The sequence below is a fragment of the Flavivirga spongiicola genome, from assembly GCF_030540825.1.
Classification (GTDB): Bacteria; Bacteroidota; Bacteroidia; order Flavobacteriales; family Flavobacteriaceae; genus Flavivirga; species Flavivirga spongiicola.
On sequence record NZ_JAUOEO010000001.1, the window covers coordinates 2,427,392 to 2,445,123 of the forward strand.

Annotated in this window: 14 protein-coding genes and 1 pseudogene; 7 read left to right on the top strand and 8 right to left on the bottom strand. The window is 31.3% G+C overall.

What is annotated here, in order from left to right; genetic code table 11:
* The first annotated feature begins 5 nt into the window (after nt 1–5).
* The gene (locus Q4Q47_RS09645; protein WP_303306447.1) at nt 6–401 is read left to right on the top strand and encodes a hypothetical protein; all 396 of its coding nucleotides are present in this window, start codon (nt 6–8) and stop codon (nt 399–401) included.
* A gap of 233 nt (nt 402–634) precedes the next feature.
* On the opposite strand, the gene Q4Q47_RS09650 is transcribed toward Q4Q47_RS09645, so the two are convergent.
* On the bottom strand, nt 635–1,636 hold the full coding sequence (locus Q4Q47_RS09650; protein ID WP_303306448.1) for an NAD(P)H-dependent glycerol-3-phosphate dehydrogenase: 1,002 nt from the start codon (nt 1,634–1,636) through the stop codon (nt 635–637).
* Between the two features lie 131 nt (nt 1,637–1,767).
* Here Q4Q47_RS09650 and Q4Q47_RS09655 point away from each other — a divergent pair, with 131 nt between their 5' ends.
* Together Q4Q47_RS09655 and lysM are read left to right on the top strand one after the other, a co-directional pair.
* Nucleotides 1,768–2,706 carry a nicotinic acid mononucleotide adenyltransferase gene (locus Q4Q47_RS09655; protein ID WP_303306449.1) on the top strand — a complete coding sequence of 313 codons (939 nt, stop codon included), beginning with the start codon at nt 1,768–1,770 and terminating at the stop codon, nt 2,704–2,706.
* A gap of 274 nt (nt 2,707–2,980) precedes the next feature.
* Nucleotides 2,981–3,466 (top strand): peptidoglycan-binding protein LysM, encoded by a 486-nt coding sequence (lysM, locus tag Q4Q47_RS09660; RefSeq protein WP_303306450.1) that lies wholly within the window; start codon nt 2,981–2,983, stop codon nt 3,464–3,466.
* 149 nt (nt 3,467–3,615) lie between these two features.
* Here lysM and nadD read toward each other — a convergent pair whose 3' ends face one another.
* The 6 genes and pseudogenes from nadD to Q4Q47_RS09690 all read right to left on the bottom strand — a co-directional run bounded on the left by nadD (nt 3,616) and on the right by Q4Q47_RS09690 (nt 9,487).
* Nucleotides 3,616–4,194: a nicotinate (nicotinamide) nucleotide adenylyltransferase gene (nadD, locus tag Q4Q47_RS09665; protein ID WP_303306451.1), complete on the bottom strand. Its 579-nt coding sequence runs from the start codon at nt 4,192–4,194 to the stop codon at nt 3,616–3,618.
* A 10-nt stretch (nt 4,195–4,204) separates the two neighbouring features.
* Complete coding sequence (gene gmk, locus Q4Q47_RS09670; protein WP_303306452.1) at nt 4,205–4,795, bottom strand: guanylate kinase; 591 nt, start codon at nt 4,793–4,795, stop codon at nt 4,205–4,207.
* Between the two features lie 59 nt (nt 4,796–4,854).
* The gene (locus Q4Q47_RS09675) at nt 4,855–5,712 is read right to left on the bottom strand and encodes a YicC/YloC family endoribonuclease (RefSeq protein ID WP_303306453.1); all 858 of its coding nucleotides are present in this window, start codon (nt 5,710–5,712) and stop codon (nt 4,855–4,857) included.
* A 353-nt stretch (nt 5,713–6,065) separates the two neighbouring features.
* Nucleotides 6,066–6,485 (bottom strand): annotated as a pseudogene (locus tag Q4Q47_RS09680) (heme-binding domain-containing protein).
* A gap of 49 nt (nt 6,486–6,534) precedes the next feature.
* The gene (locus tag Q4Q47_RS09685; RefSeq protein ID WP_303306454.1) at nt 6,535–6,933 is read right to left on the bottom strand and encodes a DoxX family protein; all 399 of its coding nucleotides are present in this window, start codon (nt 6,931–6,933) and stop codon (nt 6,535–6,537) included.
* A 199-nt stretch (nt 6,934–7,132) separates the two neighbouring features.
* Nucleotides 7,133–9,487: a TonB-dependent receptor domain-containing protein gene (locus Q4Q47_RS09690; RefSeq protein ID WP_303306455.1), complete on the bottom strand. Its 2,355-nt coding sequence runs from the start codon at nt 9,485–9,487 to the stop codon at nt 7,133–7,135.
* 219 nt (nt 9,488–9,706) lie between these two features.
* On the opposite strand from Q4Q47_RS09690, the gene Q4Q47_RS09695 reads away from it, so the two are divergent.
* Nucleotides 9,707–10,726 carry a sensor histidine kinase gene (locus tag Q4Q47_RS09695; protein WP_303306456.1) on the top strand — a complete coding sequence of 340 codons (1,020 nt, stop codon included), beginning with the start codon at nt 9,707–9,709 and terminating at the stop codon, nt 10,724–10,726.
* Nucleotide 10,727: 1 nt separating this feature from the next.
* On the top strand, nt 10,728–11,432 hold the full coding sequence (locus Q4Q47_RS09700; RefSeq protein WP_303306457.1) for a LytR/AlgR family response regulator transcription factor: 705 nt from the start codon (nt 10,728–10,730) through the stop codon (nt 11,430–11,432).
* Nucleotides 11,433–12,128: 696 nt separating this feature from the next.
* Here the strand turns inward: Q4Q47_RS09700 and Q4Q47_RS09705 are convergent.
* Nucleotides 12,129–12,704: an RNA polymerase sigma factor gene (locus tag Q4Q47_RS09705; RefSeq protein ID WP_303306458.1), complete on the bottom strand. Its 576-nt coding sequence runs from the start codon at nt 12,702–12,704 to the stop codon at nt 12,129–12,131.
* Between the two features lie 140 nt (nt 12,705–12,844).
* On the opposite strand from Q4Q47_RS09705, the gene Q4Q47_RS09710 reads away from it, so the two are divergent.
* On the top strand, nt 12,845–13,990 hold the full coding sequence (locus tag Q4Q47_RS09710; RefSeq protein WP_303306459.1) for a FecR family protein: 1,146 nt from the start codon (nt 12,845–12,847) through the stop codon (nt 13,988–13,990).
* A gap of 191 nt (nt 13,991–14,181) precedes the next feature.
* Nucleotides 14,182–17,727, top strand: coding sequence for a SusC/RagA family TonB-linked outer membrane protein (locus tag Q4Q47_RS09715; protein WP_303306460.1), 3,546 nt, complete (start codon nt 14,182–14,184; stop codon nt 17,725–17,727).
* Nucleotides 17,728–17,732: the final 5 nt, after the last annotated feature.

A 17,732-nucleotide genomic window follows, 5' to 3' on the forward strand; every position in this document is an offset into this window, starting at 1 on the left:
CGTGAATGAAAAAAGACATCCAAATTCCAAAAGTTGAAGACGTTTACATCGCTATTGTAAATGAGTACAACGACATTTACAAGACGCAAGATTGGAATGCCTATATTATAAACGATAAAGACGTTGACTTAGAAATGATTCTTATTGTTACTAGTGGCTATTCTGAAGATAAAATGACTTCTGTATTTAGAAAAAAACTAGATAAACTTCCAAAAAAGAGCTACGCAAAAATAGAATTGATGCAAGAGGGTTTGTTCGCTTTAAACAATACTTTTAAAGTTACTTTTTTTGAAGGCAATACCATGTTTGATAAAACCTACTTGTTTAGAAAGAATACGATTAATTTAAAAGCTTTACAACCAGTTCCTTTAATGAGTGTTAAAGGTGTTTTGGTGAAGTAAACCCTTCCGCCTTTAATTCCTTTTATAGAAATTAAATTCACCTTCCCTTCTTCGAATGGAAGAATTTGGTTTACAGTTTCATTTAAATTTTAAAGAAAGATATTATTTAGCAAATTTATAAAAACTCTCCTCCTTCTAAAGGAGGAGTGGATTCAATTTCGAGGTGGTTTATTTTTATGCCTTGAACTAGCATTTTTTTTATTGTATTTTAAACAAAACTAGTATAACTACCCTTAATCTAACTTATCAGTTAATTTTTTAAACACTTTTTTTGGGTTTTTACCTTCATATAAAACTTGGTAAACGGCATTAATGATTGGGAGTTGTGTTTTTTTTGCGTTTTTCTGATTAAGTAAATGAGCACTTTTTGTAGCATAATAACCTTCAGCAACCATATTCATTTCCATTTGAGCCGATTTCACCGTGTAACCCTTACCAATCATATTACCAAACATGCGATTTCTGGAAAAAACCGAATAGCCAGTTACCAATAAATCACCTAGATAAGCAGAGTTATTGATGTTACGTTTCATTTTATGCATTTTTTTAATAAAACGTTTCATTTCCCTAATAGAGTTGCTCATCAGTACACTTTGAAAATTATCCCCATAACCCAAACCATGCGCTATTCCGGCAGCAATAGCATAAATGTTTTTTAGCATGACAGCATATTCTACACCTATAATATCATCACTAATTTTGGTTTTTATGTAATCACTAGATAATTTATTAGCTATGAATTTTGCTTTTTTAGCATCCGAACATGAAATGGTTAGGTAAGATAAACGTTCCAAAGCCACTTCTTCAGCATGACAAGGCCCAGCTATAACGGCAATATTATCATAAGGAATTTTGTAAAACTCATGAAAATGTTCACCAACTAGAAGTCCAGATTCTGGTATAATTCCTTTTACTGCAGAAACAATTATTTTGTTAGAAATATCAATATTTAGTTTTTCTAACTCGCTATGGATAAAAGCAGAAGGAATTACAAAAAATAAAACATCGGCATCAGCAGCCATTTCATTAATATCATTGCTAATTTTTAGCTGTTCTAAATGAAACTCAACCGAGCTTAAATAATTAGGATTATGTTGCTCTTTTAATAAATGCTCTTTGGTATAGACACTTCTCATATACCAACCAACTTCATTTAAATTTTCACAAAGCATTTTCACAATAGCAGTTGCCCAACTTCCTGCTCCAAAAACTGCATATTTTAAAGGTTTATCCATAGATAACAAATCATTTATATTTCAAAAATACACAAAATAATAATGATTGTTAAGTCAAGAAAAGATTAAGAAATTGTTTTTTGGCACGCGTTTTGAAAACACTAAAGTATAAACCCTAAAAACGTTTGATTATGAGGACTGTAAAATTACTACTTAGCTTTGCTTTAATAGCGACATTGTTTACATCATGTTACACAGAAGTACATGTTGATGACGAACCAACAGGGATATCTATAAATCAACTATTAAATTCGCACGAGATATGGTATGTTGATATTAATAGTACCAAAGGATTTGGTGAAACTCCTTTTTTGCAAAAAGCGTTTACGATATCTTTTAGAAATGGGGTGATATATGCAAACAACAATATAGTTGGATTAGGCGACAATGGAAATGGTTTTGGTATTGATATTGGAGAATATAATGCTTATGATATGGTTTTAGATGTTTCTCATGATATTGATGGGTTTCAAACTTTCGATGTTTTTCAAATAAATAGTAATACTATAGAGCTTTACAATCCTAATAATGACACTTCTTATTTCCTAGAAGGTTACCAACGTAGTAATTTTGATTACGATTTTGTTTTCTATGATAATATTCATTATTTCTTACAAGAATATGAAGCTTGGGAAAAGACTTACACAAGCGAGTTTGGAGCTATAAATGAGTTTGATAATGAAAATTATTTACAGTTTTTAGCTGGTGGAAATGATTCAACATTTCAAAGTTCACAGGATGAAAGTGGGACTGCTGTAAATAATCTTACATGGCATTATACAGGAATATATGGTGTTGGAGATGTTAGCGGAGATGCGTATTTGAAAACTTTAACATTAGATTATGATTTCTTCAACAATGAACACTTCGAATTGAGCGTTATAAATGATGGAAAGATAGAGTTGTTTCACCCGTCGTCTGAAACAGTTTATGAGTTTGAAGGTAGAGGGTATATACAATATCTAAAAAATGGAGATACAAAAGGGAAAGTAAAGGCTTCGGTTGATAAGAAGCGTAAGTATAGAAAAGATAAAGTAGATAACCCAAGAGAAAACACTAGGGTTAAATAATAAAGATAATAAAGTGAGATCCCACTTCTTGTACTGAATTTGTTTAAGTATCTAGCGGGGTTAATTCAACTAATTAATTTGAGTTTGCTTTTCAGGCAGTACAAATTAAAGTTTCACTAAAATTTTGGTTGGTTATTTAGTTTAGAAACCGTTTAAAGAATTGTTCTTTAAGCGGTTTCTTTTTTATTCAATTTAAAAAAACGATAAAGTATGTGACCTTATAATTTTTTGGGTGTCTAAAAAGCATTAACCCTCAAAAAAATTATTAAATATTATGGGATTGTTTTCATTTATTAAAAACGCTGGTGCTAAAGTATTCGGGATTGGAACAACAGATGCAGAAGATGCAGAAGCCGCTGCCGCAGAAGCACTTAAATTAGAAAAAGCTGCTGCAGAAAAACTTAAACAAACAATTGTAGATTTACAATTACAAATAGAAAACTTAAATATTTTTATTGATGAAGACATTGCTATTGTTACAGGATTGGCTTACGATCAGGCTACTAAAGAAAAAGTAGTCTTAGTTATTGGGAACTCTAAAGGAATAGCCATTGTTGATGATCAAATGACGGTAGAGCATACAGAACCTGAAGCGCAATTTCACACAGTGATTAGTGGTGATACTTTAGGGAAAATTGCAAAGGAATTTTATGATGATGCTATGAAATACCCGGTTATTTTTGAAGCTAATAAGCCGATGCTAACAGATCCAGATAAAATTTACCCAGGACAGTTATTACGTATTCCAGCCCTGAATTAGAATCTATTTAATAGCATGATACTTTGTGATAAAAAGCCAACTAAATTTAGTTGGCTTTTTATATGTTTTTTAATTACAAAAACAAGCTTAGTAAATGATGTTATTATTATTTATGATAAAATCAGATCGTTTTTTAGAATAGATGAGTTTTATTTATAAAAATTCATCTCATCTAAATATTCCCAAACAAATTCCGGAAGCATTGGTTTTATATTTTTACCTGCTTTAATAGCATGACGTATAAATGTTGAAGATAACTCCATAATAGGGGCATCGATATGATGTATTTTTTTATGATCATCGAATTGTGTTTCTATCTTATTTTTAGAAATACGGGGGTATACATAAATATGATGATTCTCAAGAATTAACTCATAGTTTCTCCATTTATGAAAACTCTTTAAATTGTCTTCACCCATAATTAATGAAAATTCGTGGTCTGGATGTTTTTCTTGTAAATAGGCAAGTGTATTTACAGTATAATTAGGTTGTGGTAAATTAAATTCTATATCGCATGGCTTAAGCTTTGTATAATCTTTAGTAGCACGATATACCATTTCTAAACGTTGGTAATTATCCAGTAAACTACTCTTTTTTTTAAATGGATTATGCGGAGTCACTACAAACCAAATCTGGTCTAAATCACTATATTCTGCTAAATGATTGGCAATAACTAAATGCCCAATGTGAATAGGATTAAAAGAACCAAAATATAGACCAACTTTCATTCTAATGTTTTTAAGAATTTAGAAAACCATCAACTAGTTTATGCGCATTTTCAAGCGCTTTCTCTAAATCGTCATTTACTACGATCACATCAAATAACGGTGCTGTTGCTAATTCTGCTGAAGCTTTCGCAACGCGCATATTAATTTTGTCTTCACTTTCAGTTTTACGCTTTTTTAATCTAATTTTTAACTCATCAATACTTGGTGGCTTTACAAAAACAGCTAAAGTTTCCTCTGGGAATTTTCGTTTTATACGCAAACCACCAGATACATCAATATCAAAAATAACATGTTTACCCATAGCCCAAATACGCTCCACTTCAGTTTTTAAAGTACCGTAAAAATTATCACGATATACTTCTTCCCATTCTAAAAATTCATCATTTTTAATTTTGTTTTTGAATTCTTGAGCCGATAAAAAATAATAATCTTTTGCATCTATTTCTTCACCTCGTTTTTCTCTGGAAGTTGCCGATATGGAAAATTCTAAATTCAAATCTTCTATACCTAATAGATGTCTTACAATGGTTGTTTTTCCTGAACCTGAAGGTGCAGAAAATACGATGAGTTTGCCTTTGTTTTTTGTTTTTTGTTTCGTCACTTACTACTTGAATATTTTATTGAATTTACTGTACACTGCTACTGAATACTGCAAACTAATTAAAGTACGTTTAATAATTGTTCCTTAATTTTTTCCAGCTCATCTTTCATCTGAACCACTAATTGTTGCATAGGCGCATAATTACTTTTAGAACCAATGGTATTTATTTCTCTTCCCATTTCCTGACCTATAAACCCAAGTTTTTTTCCGTTAGAATCTTTAGAATTTATACATTCTGTAAAGTAATCCAAGTGGTTTTTTAAACGTACTTTTTCTTCAGTAATATCAAACTTTTCGATATAATATACCAACTCTTGCTCAAAACGATTTTCATCATATTTCTCTTTTAAGTCTTCAACGCCTTTAAGTAAACGTTCACGAACACCTTCAACGCGTTCAGGATCCATAGCAATAACCTGTTCAAGAATATTCCCGATGGTGATGATCCGTTTATTAAAATCCTGTTCAAGCACTTTGCCTTCATCTAATCTATGATCGATTAAGTCGTTTACAGCAGTATTGATTTGTGCTTCGATGGTTTTCCATTCATCATCATCAATTTCCTCACGAACCGTATTTAAAGCATCTGGAAAACGAACTGCCATCTTAAGAAGTTCAATAGCATCACCATCAACGACATTTTTTAGCTGTTCTATATATTGTTTAACAACAGGTGTGTTTATTTGTGTAGAGGTGTCTTCTGCAGTCGCTTCAACATAAATAGAAAAATCAATTTTCCCTCGTACTAATTTTGCAGCGAGAAGTTTTCGAATAAATAATTCTTTTTCTCTGTAAATCGAGGGCATCCTCGCATTTAAATCTAAATTTTTACTATTAAGAGATTTAAGCTCTATTGTTATTTTTTTAGTGGGTAATTGCAATACAGATTTTCCATAACCTGTCATTGAATATATCATAGTACATGTATTAAGTTTTGCAAAGGTAATTAAAACCTAAAGGATAGAAAATAGATTAATCTTTATTGAATAGCCACAGTTGATTAAAACGTTTTTTTTAAATATCAAGTAAGAATATCTTCAGTTTTACAATTCATTTTGACAGAGAGGAAGTGCGAAGTCATCATTAAAAAAAGAAAGGATAAGCTCCTTCAAAGCCTCCGATATGGAAGCGTCCATTATTGGAAATAACAGTCTCAAGTTATGATTGTAAATCTTAGAGGTCTCGAACCTCACTTCGAAGTAGGGCTTTTATGTGAAGTCAACAAATATTTCGTTGGCTATTTTTTAATTTTCTTTTTGTCCAGAAGTATTTAATAGTTACGATGCAGTTTTTTAGCCCAATTCGCTAATTGTTTAATTTCATTATCGGTTAAATTAGCGTCACTATGCGTTATTAAATATGGAGAAATAGGCATATGTTTTTCTTCAACTTCTTCATAAATCTCTTCCATTTTATGTTTTTTGCGCTTTGTTGAATAATTTGCCCATTCAGAAAAATTTAATTCTTCCTTTCCTTCCTCAATATGGTCGGCCAGTCAATAGTTAATAGGTGTAATGTTACTATACCATAAATAATTGGTGTCATTACTATGACAGTCATAACAGGTATTAGACAATAGGTTTTGGACTTCAACAGATGGTTTAGTTTCTTCTACAAAGGCAATCAAAGACTCCATTGAACCAACATTTTTTCTGGTCTGAAAAATTGCGCTATTACAAATAACAGGCATAAGCCGATTAGTATTTTTTTTATTACAGACATAAATATACTCGATTTAATTAATCCCATTTATTATTTACCGAAAGAGCATATTTCCCTGCGCCTGTATAAAACAAACTGATTGCTCCAAAAAGATACAAGCCTAGCAATTCTACACTCCAACCTCCGTGCTGGTTTAAAGTAAAAATATCGGACGCATGCACTAGAAATAATGCAAATAGTGCACCAAGTGCAAAAACAATACTCGCTAACCTCGTTCTATAGCCAATGATAATTGCAATAGGGGCTACGATTTCAGTAAAATATACACCATAGCCCAAAAGTGAAGGCAATCCTTTTTCTGAGAGTACTCCTTCTATAAAAGATATGCCTTTAAGTTTTGCAAAGCCGTGAAATAACATTAATACACCCAATGAAATGCGTAATATCAATAATCCTAAATTTTCGTTTTTGTTCATTACAATTTCTATTTAATTATTTAATAAATGTAATCTAATTTGCTTTTTAATCGAAAAGAATTCTCCGAGGCTTTGCCCCGAAGACGGTCCGTTTCAAGTAATTCTTTATTAGGTCATTGCCGCTTATATCATAAACAGCCATAATTTCTGCTAAAAAGAACCCTAAATACTTATCGTATTCTGACTTTTAATGACATATTTAAAATCGTTTTTGCCCTGAAAATTCCATAGCTTCCCCTTTTCCAAAGCCAAAACTTAAGCCTAAGGTTATAAAGCGCCCTCTTTGACTAAATGATGTTTTATAAAAATTTACTTGATCTGTAATTGACTCTCTATTTCTGGAAGCAAATACATCACGTACGCTTAGACTCGCGTTTAAACGCCCTTTCATCATTTTTTTACGAACTCCTATATTCATAAATAGATTATCTGTTACTTCACTTTGAACGTTTTTATACTTTGAGCGATAACCCCCTGTAGCCTCTACTGTGAAATCTGCAGGAAGCTTTATTTTTCCTGTCAATTTGGAAGACCAACGGTTACCACTAAAATCGAAGTTGTTACTTTCAAACAGCCCTTTACGTTTAAATGTATTATAATTAAAATCTGTAGTGAAAGTTAACCAGCTTATAGGGGTATATTTAGCATTTAATTCAATGCCCGTAGCATTATTGGTTCCAATATTGCTAGGTTTAGAGATAGTTACATTATCTTCAAATGTTGTAATGTGTTCTATAACATCCTCAGTCGCTCTGTGGTACACTCCTAAATTTAAAGAACCTCCATTGAATTTAAATATACTGGTGATTTCAAAAGAATCTGTAAATTCAGGATTTAAATTTGGGTTACCTGTAGAAAGGTTAAAATTGTCTCTAAACGATACAAAAGGGTTTAAACTCCAAAGGCGTGGTCTGAAAATACGTTTAGAATAACCTGCTTGTAAAGACACATCATCTGTAAGTTTATAAGACGTATGAAAACTTGGAAACAAATTTGTGTATTTTTGATTATTCTTTTCATTGGTGTTTGCTAGAATTGTTTTTAAATTGGTGTCTTCTATACGTAAGCCCCCTTTTACACCCCATTTTTCTTCTTCAAAAGCAAATGTCGTATACAAACCTAATACGCCTTGGTTATAATCAAATACATTACTGTAATCTGTATTGGTTTGCCATACATTATTTTCAAAATCACGTACTTCATAATCGTTGTTTACATCATCAATAACATACTGTGCACCTACTTCTAGTTTATATTTTTTGGCAAACGGGTGGGTGTAATCTAGTTTAAATGTATATTCATTTTGCACAAATTCAGTATGTGCTTCTTGTAATGAATTTTCAATGGTTCCAACAGTTGTGGTGTTTGTAAAGTTTGAGATTTTGTCTTTTCCAAATGATGTTCCTAAAGCGCTAAAGAGCAGATTGTGATCTTTAGTACCCTTAAAGTCTTTTTTATACTGAAGTTCATATTCCCATTTTGGGTTGGTCGCTGTAGTTAATTCATTTCTGTTCCAGGCATCTGTAAGCATTTGTGTGTCATCAGTAAAATCATAATTTTGAAATGCGTGTTCTGTTTCGTCTTCAAAAGCATAATGACCAGAAAGCGTAATAACATTTAAATCATTAATATGATAATCTGTTCCTAAAATAATGTTGAAAAACTTTTCGTTTTTATCACTATCACCTATAGTCGTTAAGGTAGTTCCAGTAGATTTATCTAAACTAGCGGTTTCACTTTCTCTAGGGAAAGTACGTCTGCCATAACCTATTTGGCTAAATAAATTAAATTTTTCGGTACGTCGATTTAGACTTAATCCTATGCTATGGTTGTTAGGAATTCCTGTGTTTAAGGTTACAGAGCCATTTAATCCTTTTTTTTCAGATTTTTTGAGTACAATATTGATGATACCCGAAGTACCAGATGCATCATACTTTGCTGAGGGGTTAGTTATAACTTCAATTTTTTCAAGCATATCAGCTGTTATGCTTCCTAAAGCATTACTTTCTTCACTTGCCAACACAGAAGGTTTTCCGTTAATCAATATTTGCACGCCAGTACTTCCTCTTAAACTAATTTGTCCTTCGATATTTACATTTACAGAAGGCACATTATTAAGAATTTCTAATGTACTAGCTCCAGTACTGCTTAAATCTGTACCTACATTAAATACGCGTTTATCAAGTTTGAAAACAGTTTGTGATTTTTCAGCTTGAACAACAACTTCATCTAATTCTGCAGTATTTTCAGATAGGGTAACTGTTCCTAAGTCAATGCCATTATTTTCTATTATAAAGTCTGTTATAGTTTGAGTCGTGAACCCTATAAAGCTTATTTCAATATAAAAATTAGAAGCTGTAGTTGTGAGATTAAATTTCCCATTTTCATTAGTTGTTGCTCCAGCCTTAGCCTTTTTAGTTGATGAATCTGCTATTAAAATTGTGGCAAACTCTACAGGCATATTAGTTCCACTCTCTATAACTGTTCCAGAAACAGTAATTTCATTGCTTTGAGCTACTAATGAAAACAGTCCAAAACTAAAAAAAACAAACATTAAAAAAAACCGTTTTGTATTCATTATTGTTATATCGTTTTATTGTACAAATTTGGTTAATGATTGCTTCATCCAAAAAAGTAATCAGTAAACGACATAAGTAGTACTATAAACAGCAAAATAGTTCTTGTAGCAAATAATTTTGTCGTTTACCCATGTAAATATGTTGATAGCTGATTTTGAGAAAATAAAATAATAATAATATTTTACTTTTGATATATGAAACGATTGTTAAAAAATATTGAATTAAAGGAATGGGGATTTCAAACTCTATTTCTAATAATCTTGTTTTTTATATCCTCTTTTGATAAGAATAGCCCTAACATTGGATGGGATAAATTTGCCTTCTTTTTACATTATGCATTTATTGCCTTTGTAATAAACTATGCTTTTTTACCCTTTTTCTTTTATAAGAAGAAATTTGTAAAACTTATTTTGGCATTAGTATTCATCTTTGGTTATGCTTATATCATAGAAGAATTTGTATTGGAAAAAATTTTCTATAGTGGAGATAGGGGCCAGCATATTTCTAATGTTTTTTTCACTCTATTAGATATCGTTCCTTTGGTACTTATCATGGTAAGTTTTAAATTGGCCTGGGATGCTAGTCAAAAACAACGCGAGGTTGAACAATTGCAGTTATCTGTAAAAGAAAGTGAATTACGTTATTTAAAGTCACAAATAAATCCTCATTTTTTATTTAACAATTTGAATAATTTATATTCTTATGCGATGGAAAATTCTCCTAAAACACCATCGATTATTTTAGAATTATCTTCTGTTTTACGCTATATGCTATATAATTGTAAGGAGGATTTTGTTCCTCTGTCAGAAGAAGTTATACATCTTAAACATTTTACAGCATTAAACGAATTGCAAATAGAGAATAGGGGTGTTGTAAAGTTTTCTGCCTCAGAGATACCAGATAATTATATTATAGCACCTTTAATTCTGTTAATGTTTATTGAAAATGCATTTAAGCACAGTACAGCAAGCCAAAGTGATAATATACTTATTGATATTAATATAAACGTATCTAATAATGGTACTTTGAGTTTTACATGCCTGAATAGTTTTTTACCTAATTCCAATAATCAAAGTCTCTCAAAGGGGATTGGGTTACAGAATGTGAAAAAGCGTTTAGAACTCATGTATCCAGAAAAATATAAGCTAGATATTAAAGATTTTAATAATACGTATACTGTGTGCTTAGTATTACAATTAGAGACTAAAGATTAATATGTTAAGAAGCTGCATCATTATAGAAGATCAACCACCTGCACAACGTTTATTGCAGAAGTATATAAAAGATATGGGTTCTTTGGAATTAAAAGGGACATTCTCTAGTGCTATTGAAGCTATTGCTTTTTTGGAGGAAACCACCGTGGATTTAATTTTTTTAGACATTCACTTACCAAAAATATCAGGAATGGATTTTTTAAAAACTCAGCTAAACCGTTCTCAAGTTATTTTAACAACGGCTTTTTCAGATTATGCTTTGGAGAGTTATGAATATAATGTGGTAGATTATTTATTAAAACCGTTTTCGTTTCAACGCTTTGTGCAAGCAGTTACAAAAAGTGCTTCAATGAGTCGTATCCCGAAAGAAGTTACAAAGTCTCAAGAAAAAACCAGAACTAATACCTTTTTTATTAAGTCGGGACATGATCTATTGAAGGTTAGTAGCAAAGATGTTTTATACATAAAATCTGATGATGATTATACAGAAGTTGTCACTGCTAATAAAACCTATTTAAGTACCGATTCATTAAAAGGCTGGTTAGGTAAATTAGGCAATTCATTTTGTCAAGTTCATAAATCATATATTTTAAATACTACATACTTACAAAAGGTTTCTGGTAATCAAATTTTTTTAAACAATGAAAAAATTATACCAATTGGCAGAGCTTATAAAGATTCTTTTTTAAGAAACTTTTTAAAGTAATTTACGTAAAATGCTATTAAATAAGAGAAGGTAAAGAAGAAGAAATTGTTTTTCATCATTAATTATGGTTTAAATTATAAGGTTTAAAATCACAAAAACCAAGAGAGGGAAACTATAAATGTTTGAGGTTTTATTTGCGCTACTTTGTAAAAAACACACACAAATTTATTTGTAGAAAAATTGGTATGATAAAAGTTGTTGAATTTTATTTTTTTGCCTTTATGACTTGGTAATAACTGAAAAAATGGAGAATAAAGGAATAATTTATTGTACTTTAAAAATGAAAAAGGCTTCAACATTCCTGTTAAAACCTTTTGTACTCAAGGTGGAACTTGTTAAATTTTAGAATTATGCAGTTTTAAAGGAGTTTTGAGAGGGTGAAAATTCTACTGACACCGAATTAGACTCCTTTTATGAAAGCTTTAACCTTCGAATAAAAATGGCAGTAATTTTAAGCTAAATAAAATCAAATATAATAGAGTTTTTTTACAAAGGAGTCTAAAAGGAGTATATTATCGTTGGGGTTTGATAAACAATTGCTGTTTAATTGTTTGTAGGTGTTGAAGGGATCTTGTCACCCCAACTTTAAAGTACTAAATAATAAATATCAACAAGCTAGATTTATATCAAAATAATAGAAAAAAGCTGATAAGTTGAAATTAAGTTTGATAAGTTATTTTATTATTTTTCGATCTCTTAACTTTTAACAGAAAACATGTTTTTAATGAAGAACATAATTAACTTATCACTCTCAAAACCTTTTCGTATTTTTTTTAAAGCAATACTAATCTGAGATTCAACTGTTTTAATAGAGATTTGTAGCCTTTCTGCAATTTCTCGATATTTTAAGCCTTCAAATTTATTAAGCCTAAGTATTTCTTTACATCTTGGTGGTAATGCTTCAATAATGTATTCTAACTTATCTATTCGTTTTACAATAAGTTCATTATCATCAATAATAGCCTCTCTTATCGCTATCTCTCTTAAATCATTAACAAAAGAAAGCTGTCTTTTTTGCTTTCTATAATAATTCATGCATTTATTAAAAGCTACTGAATACAAATAACTTTTAAAAGATTTAGATATATTGAAATTTTGCCGCTGTTCCCAAACAATTATAAAGGTTTGTTGTAGAATGTCTTTTGACAGTTGTAAATCATTTGTGTGTGTCGTAATATAACCTAATAATGGTTTGTGATATTTATTAAACAACTGTCTAAAGGCGTCATAATCGTCTTGTTGAATAGCCTTTATTAATACTAAATCGTCCATTAAGTTTTAGCAATGTTACAGGCAAATGTGTAAATATTTATAAGAAAAAAAAAGAAAAAAGAAAAAAAGTTAAAATTTCTTTCGGGGTTTTTTGATATTAAAAGCGACACTCTTGTATAAAATCTAAAAATATTTTTTTCTTGAAAACTCTAATTTTAAAGTTCTTAACCAATTGTATCACTCCTTTAGAAGAAGAAAAACTTTGTAAATGGTTAAAAGAAACTAAAAACAAAAATACATTTAAGACCTATGTGCATGATATTTATGCCTTAAACATGCATTATAGTAATTCTATTGATGATATTGATGCCGACATTTTATTTAATAATATATTATCTAATATTCAGAAACCTAACAACCCAATCAAACCAGTGACCCCCTTGTGGATAAAATACGCGGTTGCAGCCTCAATAACCATTTTAATCTCACTAGCTTTTATTTTTAATAATGATAATTCTCAAGTTGTTGAGCCAATAATCGTAAACAATACCATTAAAACTGGCACAGATAAAGCAACCCTAACTTTAGAGAGTGGGGAGGAAGTAGCTTTAACAAAAGGAACTTCCATACAGACACCGCATGCCAATAGTAATGGCGAAGCAATAATATATAAAAATACATCTTCCCAGCAATTAGTCTATAACTATCTAACAGTTCCCAGAGGAGGGCAGTTCCAACTAACCCTTTCAGATGGTACACAGGTATGGTTAAATTCAGAAAGCCAATTAAAATACCCTGTAAGTTTTACCGACGGCAATAGCCGTCAGGTAGAACTTGTTTACGGTGAAGCTTATTTCGATGTCTCGCCAAGTACAGAGCATCAAGGCTCTAATTTCAAGGTGTATCATAAGGCACAAGAAATACAAGTATTAGGAACCGAATTCAATGTTAAAGCTTATAAAGATGAAACCCATGTTTATACTACTTTAGCAGAAGGTAAAGTATCTGTAAGCACCGAAAATGAAAATAATGTTTTAGAGCCTAATGAACAATCTAATTTAAATACAACGAATAAAAACCTAACAGTATCTAAAGTTAATGTTTATTCAGAAACTTCATGGAAAGATGGCATTTTCAGTTTTATAGATAAACCTTTGAAAGATGTTACTAAAGTTTTGGAAAGATGGTATGATGTCGATGTCATATTTATGAATCAGTCATTAGGAATAGTAGAATTTAATGGTGTTTTGGGAAAAGATCAAAGTATTGAAGAAATATTAGGAGCTATAAAGTCTATTTCAATAAATAATTACGAAATAAATAATAAAACAATAATAATAAAATAATGCGTATGATATAAAAAAACTCTAAAATTAAAGGGAACAAAGTTTAGACCTTGGAAAGTATAAAACTTCATCCCCTAAGTACATCATCAATTAATTAAATGTTTAACTAACTAATAACAAACAAATTTATGGAAATTAAATTAAAGCATGCTTTTATCTTTCTCAGAAAAAAGCAGTTAATAATAAATGCAATGAGGGTCTTTCTTTTTCTATTCTGTACAACCGTTTTTAGCTTCACACCTAGTAACGCTGTATCTCAAAATTCTAGAATTAAAATTAAAGAAGATATCACTTTAACAGTAGATGAAGTTTTTAACCTTATAAGGCAGCAAACCGATTATAAGTTTATTTATGAAAAAAATATCTTTAAAGAATTTCGGCCTATAATGGTGAAAAAAGGAATCATTCGAACCAATAAATTATTACAAAAAAGTTTATCACAGGGTGATTTTAACTTAGTCGTAACTACCAATAATACCATCCTTATTAGAGAAAAACTCAAAAGGAGGCAAAAACAAGTTTCGGGAGAAGTTTCTAACAGAGAAGGCCTTCCTTTAGCTGGAGTGGTGGTTTTAATAAAAGGAACATCTACTGGAACTGTTACAAATTTCGATGGCAAATATAATATTAACGTTCCCAACCCAGAAAATGTACTGGTTTTTTCTTTTTTAGGCTATGCAACACAAGAAATACTGGTAAGCAATCAAAGTACAATCGACGTCACATTAAAAGAGGATGTAGATGAATTATCCGAAGTTATTGTTACTGGATATCAAACTATTTCACCAAATAAATCTACTGGTTCTACCGCAGTTGTCAGCGGCAAAACTCTTGAAAGAAAAGGAAACTCAAATCTTCTACAATCTTTAGAGGGGCAAATACCTGGGTTATTATTATCAAATGACCCTACTCAAGAAGGTAGAACAAATATTAATATTCGTGGAATTGCTAATTTAAATGGTAATGCAACCCCATTAATTGTTGTGGATGGCTTTCCTCTTGAGGCGGATTTATCCTCTATTAATCCTTATGAAGTAGAGACGGTTACCGTTTTAAAAGATGCAGCAGCGGCTTCCATATATGGTGCCCGTTCTGCTAATGGGGTCATCGTTATTACTACTAAAAGAGGTAAATCTGGAAAAATGAAGGTAGGTTACCGTAGTTTTTTAACTATTACTCAAGGTTCTGATTTAGCATATCGTTTAAATAGAGCCGATGCCGATACTTATATAGACACACAATTGCAAACAGCAAATAATTTTGTAGCAAGTGGTTCATTTTCAGGACACACGTATCAATGGTATTTAGATAATCTTCCAAACTTTGCCAATTTCTTTAGTGGTTCTAGAAACATTGTTGCAGATGCTGTTTTCGGAGCTGGTGACGGTTATATCACAGAGACTGAAAGAGATGCCAGAATAAATGCTGTAAGGGGGATCGATAACCTAAAACAAATAGAAGATACTTTTTATCAATCGCAATTTCAACAACAGCACAATCTTAGCCTTAGCGGTGGTAATGATAAGAGTACTTTTAGAACTAGTATAAACTATACATCATCAGAAGGACAAAATGTAGGGAGTGAAACTGACAGGTTCTTGATAGATCTAGTTAACAATATTAAAATTAATGATAAAGTTAACATAGATCTCGTAGGTAACGTTACCTTCAATAATTCTGAAAGTATTCCTATTGATGAAGGTACTTTTACAACTGTTAGCCCATACGAACGTATATATGATGAATCGGGCAACCCTTTAGCTGTAAGAACAGAAAATATAAGTTTTGGCACAAATAATCAAGGACTCTCTGGAGGAAAAGACCCTTTAATAATTCAAAATCAAATCGATGCCGGTTTATTAGATGAAAACTATTACCCATTACAGGAATTAAAAGAAAACAAAATTGAAACCAAAGATGTTTCTTTAAGAATACAAGCAAGAGTTAATGCGCAGTTAGCCAGCTATCTTAATGGTTCCTTTTCTTTTCAATACGAGTCCGGCAGTACCAGAAACGACAACCTTCAAGGTGCCGAGGCTTGGGCACTTAAAAACTTAATTAATAATGCCACACCATTATCTTTTGATGGTGATTTAACCGAATTAAATATTCCTAGAGGCGCTAGACTTATTGAAACGCGTAGCAATAGAAATTCTTATACATTAAGAGGGCAGTTAGACTTTAATAAAACATTTGGGGATCATGAAATATCAGCACTTGCAGGTACTGAAATTAGACATATTTTTAGAAAGAGTACTGTTACAGACAGGTTTGGGTTTGACGAAAACACACTACAATTTAGATTTGTTAATAAAGGCTTTATACAAAACGGAAACCTAGAGGATGTTTGGCATCCAAATGGAATTATAGCTGGAGGTATTCCTTTTAATGACAATTTTAATGAAACCACAGACCGTTTTTTCTCATTATTTGGTAATGCTTCCTATGGTTATAAAAACAAATACATCCTTTCGGGTAGTGTTCGTATAGATCAATCAAACTTATTTGGAACTAATCCAGAGTTTAGATATAAACCATTCTGGTCTGCAGGTTTCAAATGGCGTGCCTTAGAAGAAGACTTTATTAATATTGATTGGTTAGACCAATTAGATGTTCGTGCTTCTTATGGTATTAATGGTAATATTTCAAATCAGTTTGGTCCTTTTGATATTGCACAATTTCTTTTTACGCCATTCATAAATGATGAACAATCCTTACGAATTATTACGCCAGGAATTAATGATTTAAGATGGGAAAGAACAGCTACTACCAATATTGGCTTAGATTTGGCCTTCTTAAACAATCGTGTTAATCTTGGTTTAGATTATTATAATAGAAAAACTACAGACCTATTAGCCAATAGTGAGGCCGATACAACACTTGGTTTTGCTTCTTTAGTTAGGAATGACGCCAATATAGATAATAATGGTATTGAAGTTTCTCTAAGCACCGTTAACATGCGTACTAAAAACTTTAGCTGGTCTACCAATATCACTTTTAGACATAATAAAAATGAAGTTAAAGAAGTATTTACCGAAGAGCAATCACCTGCAAGGTCTGCAGGAAGACAAAATTTAACCGGAGCTCCGGCTAACACCTTTTGGGTTTGGGATTATGCAGGCTTAAATGAAGAAGGCTTTCCTACCATTAAAAAAGCTAATGGCGATATTATAACTATAGATAATGATATAAATACTGGTGAACTTTTTGATGCTTTCGATTTTGAAGATAGAGTTGATGCTGGCACTACAGACCCTATTTATACGGGTGCTATTACCAACACTTTTAACTACAAAGATTTAAGCCTTTCCTTTTTATTTGTAGGTAGTGGCGGGCATGTATTATCTAGAGATTCCTATAATGGCACACCTTTCTTTATTGGTGCAGAATTTATACATAGTGATGTAACAAAAGCCTGGCGAAAACCAGGAGATGAAAACACTACGAACATCCCCAGGCTTGATGGAAATGTTTATGCACCTGGGTTTATACGTAATAGTAATAAAAACATAGTAGATGGGGATTATATTAGGCTTAGAGAAGTTATTCTTACTTATAACCTTTCTGGTAAGTGGATAAAAAACACATTTGATAATGTGACTTTAAATTTTAGAGCTAACAACCTGTTTGATATTACTAAAAATGATTTTGACATTGACCCTGAAGCTCATGGTTTAGGTAGACGTTTCTTCAAGGTTGAACCATCTTATACATTTGGTATAAATCTAAACTTTTAATTAAA

Excerpts from the sequence above, each read along its gene's own strand:
- Q4Q47_RS09645 (WP_303306447.1), top strand. The coding sequence starts at position 6 with ATGAAAAAAGACATCCAAATTCCAAAAGTTGAAGACGTTTACATCGCT.
- Q4Q47_RS09650 (WP_303306448.1), bottom strand. The coding sequence starts at position 1,636 with ATGGATAAACCTTTAAAATATGCAGTTTTTGGAGCAGGAAGTTGGGCA.
- Q4Q47_RS09655 (WP_303306449.1), top strand. The coding sequence starts at position 1,768 with ATGAGGACTGTAAAATTACTACTTAGCTTTGCTTTAATAGCGACATTG.
- lysM (WP_303306450.1), top strand. The coding sequence starts at position 2,981 with ATGGGATTGTTTTCATTTATTAAAAACGCTGGTGCTAAAGTATTCGGG.
- nadD (WP_303306451.1), bottom strand. The coding sequence starts at position 4,194 with ATGAAAGTTGGTCTATATTTTGGTTCTTTTAATCCTATTCACATTGGG.
- Q4Q47_RS09675 (WP_303306453.1), bottom strand. The coding sequence starts at position 5,712 with ATGATATATTCAATGACAGGTTATGGAAAATCTGTATTGCAATTACCC.
- Q4Q47_RS09685 (WP_303306454.1), bottom strand. The coding sequence starts at position 6,933 with ATGAACAAAAACGAAAATTTAGGATTATTGATATTACGCATTTCATTG.
- Q4Q47_RS09690 (WP_303306455.1), bottom strand. The coding sequence starts at position 9,487 with ATGTTTGTTTTTTTTAGTTTTGGACTGTTTTCATTAGTAGCTCAAAGC.
- Q4Q47_RS09695 (WP_303306456.1), top strand. The coding sequence starts at position 9,707 with ATGAAACGATTGTTAAAAAATATTGAATTAAAGGAATGGGGATTTCAA.
- Q4Q47_RS09700 (WP_303306457.1), top strand. The coding sequence starts at position 10,728 with ATGTTAAGAAGCTGCATCATTATAGAAGATCAACCACCTGCACAACGT.
- Q4Q47_RS09705 (WP_303306458.1), bottom strand. The coding sequence starts at position 12,704 with ATGGACGATTTAGTATTAATAAAGGCTATTCAACAAGACGATTATGAC.
- Q4Q47_RS09715 (WP_303306460.1), top strand. The coding sequence starts at position 14,182 with ATGAGGGTCTTTCTTTTTCTATTCTGTACAACCGTTTTTAGCTTCACA.